The 12129-nt window shown below is 69.3% G+C and carries 7 protein-coding genes; 5 read left to right on the top strand and 2 right to left on the bottom strand.

Annotated features, from left to right (window positions below; translation table 11 throughout):
- Positions 1 to 15 precede the first annotated feature (15 nt).
- From OG574_RS45180 to OG574_RS45160, 5 genes are all read left to right on the top strand, one after another.
- Entirely contained in the window at positions 16 to 888 is an 873-nt protein-coding gene (locus tag OG574_RS45180; RefSeq protein ID WP_326778007.1) for a carbohydrate ABC transporter permease, read from the top strand.
- Positions 889 to 952: 64 nt separating this feature from the next.
- Positions 953 to 2608 (top strand): ABC transporter substrate-binding protein, encoded by a 1656-nt coding sequence (locus tag OG574_RS45175; RefSeq protein WP_326778006.1) that lies wholly within the window; start codon positions 953 to 955, stop codon positions 2606 to 2608.
- A complete protein-coding gene (locus OG574_RS45170; RefSeq protein WP_326778005.1) occupies positions 2605 to 4107 on the top strand; it encodes a GH39 family glycosyl hydrolase in 1503 nt (500 codons plus the stop codon). The genes OG574_RS45175 and OG574_RS45170 overlap by 4 nt, the downstream gene beginning before the upstream one ends.
- On the top strand, positions 4104 to 4820 hold the full coding sequence (locus tag OG574_RS45165) for a hypothetical protein (RefSeq protein WP_326778004.1): 717 nt from the start codon (positions 4104 to 4106) through the stop codon (positions 4818 to 4820). Before OG574_RS45170 ends, OG574_RS45165 begins: the two co-directional genes overlap by 4 nt.
- Positions 4817 to 6844 carry a beta-galactosidase gene (locus OG574_RS45160; RefSeq protein ID WP_326778003.1) on the top strand — a complete coding sequence of 676 codons (2028 nt, stop codon included), beginning with the start codon at positions 4817 to 4819 and terminating at the stop codon, positions 6842 to 6844. The genes OG574_RS45165 and OG574_RS45160 overlap by 4 nt, the downstream gene beginning before the upstream one ends.
- A gap of 16 nt (positions 6845 to 6860) precedes the next feature.
- Here the strand turns inward: OG574_RS45160 and OG574_RS45155 are convergent, their stop codons facing one another.
- Both OG574_RS45155 and OG574_RS45150 read right to left on the bottom strand, forming a co-directional pair.
- Complete coding sequence (locus tag OG574_RS45155; protein ID WP_326778002.1) at positions 6861 to 8828, bottom strand: alpha-glucuronidase; 1968 nt, start codon at positions 8826 to 8828, stop codon at positions 6861 to 6863.
- Complete coding sequence (locus OG574_RS45150) at positions 8825 to 11950, bottom strand: glycoside hydrolase family 2 TIM barrel-domain containing protein (RefSeq protein WP_326778001.1); 3126 nt, start codon at positions 11948 to 11950, stop codon at positions 8825 to 8827. Before OG574_RS45150 ends, OG574_RS45155 begins: the two co-directional genes overlap by 4 nt.
- Positions 11951 to 12129 lie beyond the last annotated feature (179 nt).

The raw sequence follows: 12129 nt of genomic DNA, 5'->3' as shown, positions 1-12129 counted from the left end.
CGCACCGCAACGACCGTGACCGGCCCGACCCGCGGCTACCGTGTCTTCCAAGGCTTCAACGCCGTGATCCTGACGCTGGTCGTGGTGGTCACGCTCTACCCGATCATCAACATCGTCGCCCGCTCGTTCAGCGGGGAGCACCAGATCCGGGCGGGCGAAGTGACGCTGTGGCCCAAGGGCTTCAACCTCACCACGTACAGGATCGTCTTCCAGGACGGGACGTTCTGGCGAAGCTACGGGAACACCGTCCTCTATACGGTGCTCTCCACCGCTGTCGCCATGGCCCTCACCACGATCTACGCATACGTTTTGTCGAAGAAGGACCTGCGCGGGCGTACGTTCCTCGTCGGCATCGCCGTCTTCACGATGTTCTTCTCCGGTGGCCTGATCCCCAACTACGTGCTGATCACCAGCCTCGGCCTGAAGAACTCGATCTGGGCGATCGCCCTGCCGAACGCCATCAGCGTCTTCAACCTCCTGGTGATGAAGGCGTTCTTCGAGAACATGCCGGCGGAGCTCGAGGAGGCCGCGCAGATCGACGGCCTGAGCTCGTACGGGACTCTGCTGCGGATCGTCCTGCCGTTGTCGAAGGCCGTCATCGCGACCATGGTGCTCTTCTACTCGGTGTCGTTCTGGAACTCATGGTTCTCGGCGTTCCTGTACATGGACAGGGCCGATCTGATGCCGGTCACCGTCTATCTGCGCAACCTCATCGCGGGCGCCACCGAGGGTGGCAACGCGGGGGCCGCGGCCGACCAGCTCACCCAGGCCGCCGCGAACATCCAGTCCGTGACCATCGTGCTCACGGCGCTGCCGATCCTCGCCGTATACCCCTTCGTGCAGCGGTACTTCGTCTCGGGCGTGATGCTCGGCGCGGTCAAGGGCTGAGCGCAACCACTTCACGCATGAACGCAATCACGCCTCAACAGACTTGTAGAACAAGGGAGTTCACGTGACGAATACAGGCCAGCTGTCGAGAAGGTCGCTGCTCGCCGCGGCGGGGTTCGCCGGACTCGCCGTACTCACCGGCTGCGGCAGTGGTGACGACGGCGGCGACAGCAAGGACCTGTCGAAGAAGCAGAACGGCGCCATGAAGAAGTACAACGCCGGCGAGCAGTTCAAGGCGCCCAAGGCGCTGTCCTTCTCCGTCCTGCACAACAACAACCCGACGTACCCGACGAAGAAGAGCTGGCTGTTCTGGAAGGAGGTCACCAAGCGCACCGGCATCACGCTGCAGCCCGTCGACGTCCCGCTGAGCGACTACGAGAAGAAGCGCAGCCTGCTGATCGGCTCGGGCGACGCCCCCTTCCTCATCCCCAAGACGTACCACCCCTCCGAGGTCGCGTTCGTCTCCTCGGGCGCGATCCTGCCGGTGAGCGAGTACGTGCACCTGATGCCCAACTTCCAGGACAAGGTCAAGCGCTGGAAGCTCGAGCCCGAGCTGGACTCCATCCGCCAGTCCGACGGAAAGTACTACCTGCTGCCCGGGCTCCACGAGAAGCCCAAGTCCGGATACTCGCTGTCCTTCCGCACCGACGTCCTCGACAAGATCGGCGTGAGCCTGCCCTCGACGTGGGACGAGGTGTACGACGTCCTCAAGGCGATCAAGGCGGAGTACCCCGACAGCTACCCCCTCTCCGACCGCTGGAGCACCAACACCGTCTTCCCGGCGGCCGCCCTGCTCAGCTATCTCGGGCAGGCGTACGGCGTCCGGGCCGGCTGGACGTACGAGAACATCACCTTCGACACGAAGACGCAGAAGTTCGTCTTCACCGGGGCGACGGACGAGTTCCGGCAGGTCATCGAGTATCTGCGCAAGCTGGTCGCCGAGAAGCTGATGGACCCCGAGAGCTTCACCCAGACCGACGACAACGCGGTGAAGAAGCTGCTGGCGGAGAAGTCCTTCGCGATCAGCGCGAACCCACAGGAGCTGGTGCAGAAGTACCGCTACAACCTCGAGCGGCAGGTGAAGGGCGCGAAGATCGAGATGATTCCGGTGCCGATCGGCCCGGCCGGTGAAGTCGTGCTCGGCGGCATCCGCCTGGAGAACGGCCTCATGATCTCCAGCAAGGCGCTCAAGAGCGACAACTTCGTCGCGCTGATGCAGTTCACGGACTGGCTCTTCTACTCGGACGAAGGCCAGGCGTTCTGCAAGTGGGGCGTCGAGGGCGTCACGTACACCGGGTCCGGCGGTCAGTACAAGCTGAAGCCAGGCATCAGCCTCATGGGTTCCGACCCCAAGGCCCCCAAGGATCTGCAGAAGGACTACGGCTTCTTCAACGGCGTCTTCACCTACGGCGGCAGCTGGCAGCTGGTGTCCTCCTCGTTCAGCCCGGACGAGAAGAAGTTCCAGGACGTGATGGCCTCGCGGAAGCAGACGCCGATCGCCCCGGCCCACCCGCTGCTGTCCGCGGAGCAGGAGCAGGCCTCGCTCTGGGAGACGCCGCTCACGGACCACATGAACCAGAACACCCTCAAGTTCGCGCTCGGCAAGCGGCCGCTGTCCGAGTGGGACGACTACGTCACCGAGCTGAAGGCCAAGAACATGCAGCAGCTCGTGGATCTGCACAACAAGGCCTACGAGCGGTACAAGAAGGACAACGCATGATCCGCGTCCCGGCCGAGTCGCAGGGCGTCCTCTCCGAGGCGTGGCGGGCGTGCGTCGGCACGGGCCGCCTCGAACTCGCCCTGCGCCGCGACTACCAGGACTCCCTCGCGCTGCTCCAGAAGGAGATCGGCTTCCGGCACATCCGCGGGCACGGGCTGTTCAGCGACGGGATGGGCGTGTACCGGCCGTACGAGTGGCAGGGCGCCCGGCAGGTGCATCATTCGTTCACCTACGTCGATCAGGTCGTCGACGCCTGCCTCGCACTCGGCATCCGTCCCTTCCTCGAACTCGGCTTCATGCCAGACGAGTTGGCGTCCGGCGGGCAGACCGTCTTCTGGTGGCAGGGAAATGTGACGCCGCCCTCCTCACACCGGGAATGGGCGGACCTGGTGCGCGCGACACTGACCCACCTCGTGGACCGTTACGGCCTGGAGGAGGTGCGCGACTGGCCCGTCGAGGTGTGGAACGAGCCGGATCTGCCGGATTTCTGGGAGGGCGCCGACCAGGCGGCGTACCACCGCCTGTACGAGGTGACGGCGCATGCGGTGAAGGACGTCGACGCGTCGCTCCAGGTAGGCGGGCCCGCCGTGTCGCCCGGCGCGGACGAGGGCTGGCTCGGGCGGTTCGCGGAGTTCGTGGAGCGGCGGGATCTGCCGGTCGACTTCGTGTCACGCCATGCGTACACCTCGGGGCCCGCGCAGCCGGTGCCGTTCGGTACCTACCAGACGCTGGCCCCGGCCGAGCGCCTGCTGGAGCAGTTCGGGGCCCCGCGGCGCGAGCTGAAGGGCACACCGCTGGCCGAACTCCCGGTCCACATCACGGAGTTCAACTCTTCCTACCGCCCGGACAACCCGGTCCACGACACGGCCTTTCACGCCGCGTACCTGGCTCCGGTCCTGGCGGCCGGCGGGGATCTGGTGGACTCCTTCTCGTACTGGACGTTCAGCGACATGTTCGAGGAGGTGGGGGTTCCGACGGCGCTGTTCCACGGCGGCTTCGGTCTCCTGACGCACCGCCAGGTCAGGAAGCCCACGTACCACCTGTACGCGTTCATGGCCCGCATGGGTCGTGATGTGCTGGCCCGTGGCGACGACCATCTCGTCACCCGGCACCCCGACGGACGGGTCACGGTTCTGGCGTGGGCGCCGCCCGGGACAGACCAGCACACGCTGCGGCTGTCCGTCCCGGTCGGCGGCGCCGAGCGCGGCGCGGTCTTCCTGCGTCGCTCCAGCGTCGACGAGGAGCGCGGCAACGCGTACACCGCGTGGCGCCGGATGGGCAGCCCACGCTCACCACGCCCGCACCAGCTCGACATGCTGCACGACGCCGCGGAACCGGGTAGGTCCCATCTCCGGCTGCCCATCGAGGGGTTCAGGGTGGACGTCTGCCTCACGCTCGAGCGGCACGAGGTGACGCTGGTCGAGCTCAGCCCGGTGATCGAGGAGTCTCCCGACTGGTGGGACGAGGGCCGGATCCTCGGGGGCGGGGGTTCCGGATGAGCGCCGCACAGGCCGGCTCCCCCGGGGCGGCCCTGCCGCGCGCCTCCCGCGTCTTCGGTGACGGACCGTTGTCGCGGGCCTGCGCCTTCATTCACACGCTGCTGACCGTCGAGGGTCTGCTGCTGCTCACGCTGGCGCCCAGCCTGTTCGGGCTCCTGTTCCTCGGTGCGGACCCGGCGAACCTGCCGCTCGCGGCGTTGTGCCTCGCGCCGCTCGGCCCGGCCCTGTCCGCCGCCCTGTACGCCTTGCACCACCGCAGCCGCGACCTGACGGAACTGCGTCCGGCCCGCGCCTACCTGCGAGGGCTACGCCTCAACTCCGCCGCCGCGTTGCGGATATGCGTTCCGCTGCTCGCCTGGCTGACCGTCATCGCGTACGGCCTCACCCATTTCGCCTCGACCGGACTGCCCGGCTGGTGGGCGGTACTGCTCGGGGTCATCGGCGTGGGCGCGCTTCTCTGGGGCGCGCACGCGCTGGTGCTTACGTCCCTGTTCACGTTCCGGGCCGTCGACACGGCGCGGCTCGCCGGATACTTCCTGCTGCGGCACGGCCGGGCGACACTCGGCGCGGCCAGTCTGCTCGTCGTCGCGACCGCGGCCACCTTGTGGTGGACCGAGGCGCTTCCTCTGCTGCTCGCTCCGGTACTGCTCCTGTCGCTGCTGCACTCCAGCCGTCCGATCATCGCCGAGACCCAGGAGGACTTCACCGCATGAACGGCGTGCCCGCCACCCCCGCCATCCCCTACGGCGGTGACTACAACCCCGAGCAGTGGCCCGAGGAGGTCTGGGAGGCTGACCACCGCCTGTTCGGCAAAGCCGGGATCGACACGCTGACGGTGGGCGTGTTCGCGTGGTCGCTGCTCCAACCTGCCCCGGACACCTACGACTTCACGGTCCTCGACCGGATCGTGGACCGGGCTGCGGCCGAGGGGCGGCGCATCGTCCTGGCCACCGGCACGGCCGCGCTGCCGCCCTGGCTCGCGAAGGCCCACCCGGAGGTGAACCGCACCGACTTCGAGGGCCACCGGCACGGCTACGGGCAGCGGCACAACTTCTGTCCGAGCTCGCCGGCGTACCGCCGCCTGTCCACGACGCTGGCGGGACGGATAGCAGAGCGGTACGCGGACCATCCGGCGCTGCTCGCCTGGCACATCAACAACGAGTACGGCGGCATCTGTTACTGCGGTCTGTGCGCGGAGGCGTTCCGTGGCTGGCTGCTGGAGAAGTACGGCTCGCTGGACGCCCTGAACGACGCGTGGTGGACGACCTTCTGGTCGCACCGCTACACGGACTGGTCCGAGATCGAGCCGCCCAGCGCCCTCACCGAGCACTGGCGTGGCCCGGACCACACGGCGTTCCAGGGCATCACGCTTGACTATCACCGGTTCAGCACGGACGCGCTGCTCGGCTGCTTCATCGCCGAGAAGGAGGCCGTGCGCGCCCACAGTCCGCACATCCCCGTGACCACCAACTTCATGGGGATGTACCGGCCGTTGGACTATCACCGCTGGGCACCGCATCTCGACTTCGCGTCGTGGGACAGCTATCCGCCGCTGGACGCACCGCCGACCTGGCCGGCCCTCGCGCACGACCTGATGCGCGGCCTGAAGGGCGGCGCCCCGTTCTGGCTGATGGAGCAGACGCCGTCCACCACAGCCTGCCGCGACGTCAATCCGCTGCGCAGGCCCGGCGAATTGCGGCTCGCGAGCTGGCAGGCGGTGGCGCACGGCGCGGACGCGATCCTGTACTTCCAGATGCGGGCCTCGCGCGGGGCGTGCGAGAAGTACCACGGGGCGGTCATCGGCCACGCGGGTCGTGAAGACACCCGCGTCTTCCGGGACGTGGCGGCACTGGGGCGGGAGTTGGCTGAGGCGGGCGGGGTCACGCTCGGCGCCCGGACGCCCGCGCGGACCGCGCTGCTCTTCGACTGGGACAGCTGGTGGGCGCTGGAGATGTCGGACGGCCCGTCGCGGCTGGTGCGCTACCAGGATGTCGTGCACTCCTACTACCGGGCCGCGCGCACGGCGGGCGCGGACGTCGATGTCGTCCCCGTGACAGCGGACCTGTCTGCGTACGACGTGGTCCTCGCACCCCTGCTGCACCTGGTGAAGGGAGACCTGGCCGCACGTCTGGAGGCGGTGGCGGAGCGGGGCGGGACCGTGGTGACGACCTACCTGTCCGGGCGCGGCGACGAACACGACCGCGCCTTCCTCACGGATGTGCCGGGCCCGCTCGGGCCGCTGATGGGCGTTCGGGTCGACGAGTGGGACTCCCGGGCGGCGGAGGTGACGAACCCGGTCGACTTCGGCGACCTGCGCTCACCGGCCCGCCTGGTCTTCGAGCTCGTCGTGCCGCAGGGCGCCGAGCCCGTCGCCGCCTACACCACCGACTTCTACGCCGGAACGCCCGCCGTCACCCGAAACCGTTTCGGGGAGCGCGGTGGCGAGGGCTGGTACGTGGCAACGCAGCTCGACGATGCGGGTACGGACCGGGTGGTGCGCCAGGTGCTCGCCCGACACGGTCTCGTCGGTCCGTACGCAGAGATGGCCGGCGTGGAGACGGCGACCCGCGTCGCACCCGACGGGACGCGCCTGCTGTTCCTTCTCAACCACACCTCGTCGGGGGCGGAGTTGACGGTCCACGAGTCGGCGACGGACCTCCTGACGGGCAAGGCGTACGCGCCCGGCGAGCCCCTCACGCTCGACCCGCTGGGCGTGTGCGTACTGCGCCTCGAGTAGACCGGCGCAGGACCGGCTAGTGGATGCGGCGCCCGCCCGCGTCCGGGATCCCGGACTTGCGCAGGAAGTAGCTGTTCACGTGGTCGCGCCACTCACGGGCGCTGCGCAGCTGCTCCTCGTACAGCTCGGCCACCCGGGCGTGCCGCGCGGGCGCCATCAGATCGGCCAGCGACGCCCACACTCCTTGTGCCGTCTCGGCCTCCTCGACGCCCTCGAAGTGGGTGTCGTAGATGTGCTGGATCACCGTCTTGCCGCTCTGCAGGACGTGCCCGTACGGGACGTGATGGAAGAACAGGAGCAGCTCGTCGGGGCAGCTCTCGGGCGTCTCGTACGTCTGTGACCAGGGTTTCGCGTACTGGGCCGCATATCCGGTGCCGGTGGCGCGGCTGCGGTCGACACCGAGGCCGTCGCGGTCTGCGAAGTGGTAGGTGCCCCAAGGGCTGTACTCGTACCCGTCGACGCTGGGCCCGTAGTGGTGCCCGGGTTGCACCATGAAGCCGACGCCCAGCGGCGCGGTGTACTTCTCGTACGTCGTCCAGGACCCGCGCAGTACCGCACGCAGGCCGGAGCGCAGCCGCTCGGGGTCGGCGGTGCGTTCCGGTGTGAACGTCAACTCGGTCCACTCGTCGAGGAGTTGCTCCTGGTCGGCGTCCGGCTGCCAGGCCAGGCGGCCGAACGCGTACAGGTTGTACTGGGCGAGCGGGTGCCCGGTCCAGTAGGGGTCGGATCCGGTGTTCGATACGGCCACCAGGCCGCCACCGCCGGCGAGTTGGCCGACGGTGGCGCCGTTCTCGCCCTCGGGCCGGAAGCCGAGCACCCCGGACCACATCGGGGCGAGCGCGCACACGTGCCGCTGTTGCCCGGTGTACTCCTGGGTGGCCTGCAGCTCGACCGCGACCCGGGTGTGGGGCAGGGCGCCGATGACCGGCGAGACGGGTTCGCGGACCTGGAAGTCCATCGGTCCGTGCTTGATCTGGAGCACCGCGTTGTCCTTGAACTGCCCGTCGAGCGCGGCGAAGTGGTCGTACGCGGCGCGCGCCCGGTCCGTGGTCCGGTCGCGCCAGTCCTGTGTGTGGTTGTAGACGAAGGCCCGCCAGTGAACGGTGCCGCCGTGCGGGGCGAGCGCGTCGGCGATCAGGTTCGCGCCGTCGGCGTGACTGCGGCCGTAGGCGAAGGGACCCGGCTGTCCTTCGGAGTCGGCCTTGACGACGAAGCCGCCGAAGTCAGGAATGTGCGCGTACACGCGGTCGGCTGCCCTCCGCCACCAGGCCCGTACACCGTCGTCGAGTGGGTCGGCGGTGTCGAGCCCGCCCAGGACGACGGGCGCGGCGAAGCTGACGGAGAGGTAGGTTTGGATGCCGTACTTCCTCAACTCACCCGCGATGGTGGCTGTTTCACCGATGCGGTCGGTGAGGAGTCGGGCCTCGGTCCCATGGACGTTGACGTTGTTGACGCAGACGGCGTTGATCCCGCAGGCCGCGAGGAGCCGTGCGTACGCGCGGACCCGGTCGCGGTCCCCGCGCGCCCGTCCGTCTTCCCAGAACAGCGAGCCGCCCGCGTAGCCGCGCTCGACCTGGCCCATCACGGGATGCACGTCGATGTTGTCCCAGTGGTTGAGCATGCGCCGGGAGAGGGCGGGGCGGTGGGTCTGCTCGGGGGCGTCGGTGAACGCGGCGGCGCCGAGGCGCACGACATGGAAGAAGCCGTACAGGAGGCCGGCCGGAGCGGCGGCAGTGACAGTGGTGCGCCCGCCGGACCGCGTCAGGGTGAAACCCTCGGGGCCGGTGTCGGCATCGCCGTCGAGTCGGAACACGACGTCTCCGGCCCCCTGCAATGTTCCGAACTGGCCCTGGGCGTAGGTGACTTCGGCGCGCAGCGTGTCGACGAGCGGGCCGTCGCCCTCGATCACGACGCGCCGTGATCCGATGCCGCGCAGCGCCTCGTCGGGCAGCCAGGCGTGGTCGAACCCGCTCGCGTCGCTCATGAGGCTGCCACGTCGAGCGCGACGATCCCGAACGCACCGGCGGGTTCGCCGGGCCTGTCGCTGGTCAGGTCCAGGCGGAGACGGCTGCCGTGTACCGCGTCGAAGGTGATGACAGTGGGCTCACCGGACGCCGTCGCCCAGTCGATGTCGGCGTCGTGCACGGCGACGTAGCCCTTTCCGTCCCAGACCGACACGTCGACCGAGGCGGGCAGGGAGTGTTTCGCGTCGACCGTGAAAGAGACTTCGACCCGGCCGATCTCGCGCTCCTGCGCCCATGCCACCGACACCCAGTCGGTGGGCCGGGCGCCGGCGAAGGCGGGCAGCAGGGCGGTGGCCGCCTTCTGGAAGGAGTTGGACCACTGGGTCGCGGGGTCCCCGTCGAGCATCGCGGCGGGGAGAGTGCCGGTTGCGCCGGAGTAACTCGCGTCGGCGAGCGGGTATTTGGATGCTCCGGGACCCGGGTCGGGGGCGAAGGGTTCGGCCCGCGTGACGGGCCCGCCCGCCGGTCCCGCCACCCGCACGGAGACCTTGCCGGTGCGCAGCCCGTCGGCAGCGGCCGTGACGGTCAATGCGCCCGGCTCGGTGGCCACCCGCACCATGGCGAGCGCGAGGCCGTGGAAGGCGGTGCGCGTACTGGCCTGGTACCGCTCGGCGCTCTCCTGCCGCCCGTTGTCCAGACCCGCCAGCCCACCGCCCTTCACGGCGAATTCGAGGAGGTGCTCGGCATCGGGGACGAGCACGCCGCGCGCGTCGACGACCTCGGCCGTGACGAAGACCAGCGAACGCCCGTCGGCGGCGACGGACCTGCGGTCGGCGGTGAGGCGCACGGCGTGCGGCGTCCCGGCGGTGCGCAGCACGTCCGTCGCCACGGCCTTCCCGCCCGCGCGGGCCACGGCCTTCAACTCGCCTGCCGCGTACGGAACCTTCCACGACAGGTGCAGCCTGCCGGCGCTGCCGTTCGGCGACGTGTAACTGCCGGGGTAGGGGCCGGAAGTGACCGTCTTGTCGTCGTGTGTCGCCTCCGTCGTCTCCAGGTAGGCGCGGCCGTCGACGGTCTTCTTCGCGTCGAAGGAACGCACGCCCAGGGAACGGCCGTTGAGGAAGAGTTCGACCTCGGCGACGTTCGCGTACGCCCACACCTCCACCTCCTGGCCGGGCTTGTGCGTCGTCCAGTCCATGGGCAGCAGGTGCACCATCGGCTCATCGGTCCACTGGCTGCGGAAGAGGTGGTACATGTCCTTGGGGAACCCGGCCGTGTCGACCGCGCCGAAGAACGACGCCTTCACGGGGAACACGTCGTACGGGGTCGGCTCGCCGATGTAGTCGATGCCGGACCACAGGAACTCGCCCGCGAAGAAGCGCCTGTCGCGGTCCTTCTTCAGGCCGTACTCGCCGCTCATCGTCCACGAGGCAAGGTTGTTGTCGTAGCTGGACGTGGCGCGCCGGCCCGGGGTGTGGTTCTCCCCGGTGTTGAGGTGCTCGGGCTCCTGGTACGCGCCACGGGTGGACGTCTCCGACGACGACTCGGACTCGAAGAGGAACAGGTGCGGGTAGCGGGCGTGCAGCGCGTCGACGGACGCGGCGGTGTTGTAGTTGAGGCCGAGGCCGTCAAGCTCGGCCAGGATCAGGTCCGCGGGCGACCCGGCGGAGGGCAGCGAGCGGTACTTGTCGGAGCCGATGACGATCGGCCGGGTCGTGTCGAGGGCCTTGATGTCAGAGACGAGCCGCCGCGCCATGTCCACGCCTTCGGCCCGGGTCGAGTCGGGGATCTCGTTGCCGATCGACCACATCAGGACGGCGGGCGAGTTGCGGGCGGCGCGCACCATTTCGGCGATGTCGGCGTCACTGTGCGCATCGAAGAACCGGCCGTAGTCGTATGGGTTCTTTCCGGTGCGCCAGCAGTCGAAGGCCTCCACGAGCATGACGATGCCCAGGTCCTCGCAGGCCTCGATCACCTCGGGGGCGGGCGGGTTGTGGGATGTGCGCAGCGCGTTCACGCCCATGGACTTCATGATGGTCAGCTGGCGGCGGACGGCGTCCGGCTGGACGGCGGCACCGAGGGCGCCGAGGTCGTGGTGGAGGTCGACGCCCTTGAGCTTGGCGTGGGTGCCGTTGAGCGAGAAGCCGTGGTCCGGGTCGAAGGTCGCGTGCCGCACGCCGAACCGGGTGCGGTACGTGTCGACTGTGCGGCCGTCCACACGCAGGTCGGTGACGAGGGTGTAGCGGTGGCCGGGCGTGTCGATGGACCACAACTGCGGCTTGTGGAGGGTGAGTCGGGCGTGGGCCGTTGCCGGGTCCGCGCCCACGTCGCGCAGCACGGACTCGCTGCGGGCGACGCGTCGCCCCTTGGCGTCGCGGACAGTGGAGACGACCGTGACGGCCGGCGCGGTCTCACCGGAGTCGTTGGCGACGGCCGTGCGGACGTCGACCGTCGCGTATCCCTTGTCGAGGGCGGCGGCGAGGTCGGGCGTGGTCACGAAGGTGCCCCAGCGCTGGACGTGCACCGGCTCGGTGACCACCAGGCGGGCACGGCGGTAGATGCCGCTTCCCGAGTACCAGCGGCTGCTGGGCAGCCGGTTGCGGACCTCGACCGCGAGCACGTTGGCGGTGGCGCCGTCCGAGTGCAGCAGGTCGGTGATGTCGTAGGCGAAACCGGTATAACCGTAGGGGTGGTTGCCGACGAGCTCGCCGTTGACGTAGACGTTGGCATCCATGTAGACGCCGTCAAACTCGACGGAGATTCGCTTGCCCGCGTAGGCGGCGGGGACGGTGAACTTCTTGCGGTACCAGCCGAGTCCGCCGGGCAGGAAGCCGGTGCCGCTGGTCGTGTTGTGCTCCGTCGTGGGGGTCTGCTCGATGCTCCAGTCGTGCGGGACCGCGACCGCGCGCCAGTCCGCGTCGTCGAAGCCGGGGCGCTCGGCGCCGGCGTAGGCGCCCGTCGGGTCGGCGATGCCGTCGGGGCTGACGAGCGCGAAGCGCCAGCCGTCGGCCAGGTCCACGGTGCGGCGGCCGACCGGACCGGTGCGGTCAGCGGCGGCCGCGCCGGGCGCGGGCACCGCGAACGTCCCGGCCATGGAGCCGGCCGCGCTCGCGGCCAGCACGGATCTACGGGTGACATGCATGAACGGGTCCCCTCGAAGCCAACACGACTCACCAGAAAGCAACTTGAGCGGACTGATTCTTTCGGCTTCGGGCCGGGATTAGTCAAGGGCCTTTCCAAATATGCTTCCCGACCGCCGCATCGCCTCCTGGGACGGGCTCGCCCCGGCGACCCGCAGTTCCGGACCCTCTGGCCCTCGGA

Source organism: Streptomyces sp. NBC_01445 (assembly GCF_035918235.1).
Lineage (GTDB): Bacteria > Actinomycetota > Actinomycetes > Streptomycetales > Streptomycetaceae > Streptomyces.
This window is presented reverse-complemented; position numbering and strand designations above follow the sequence as displayed.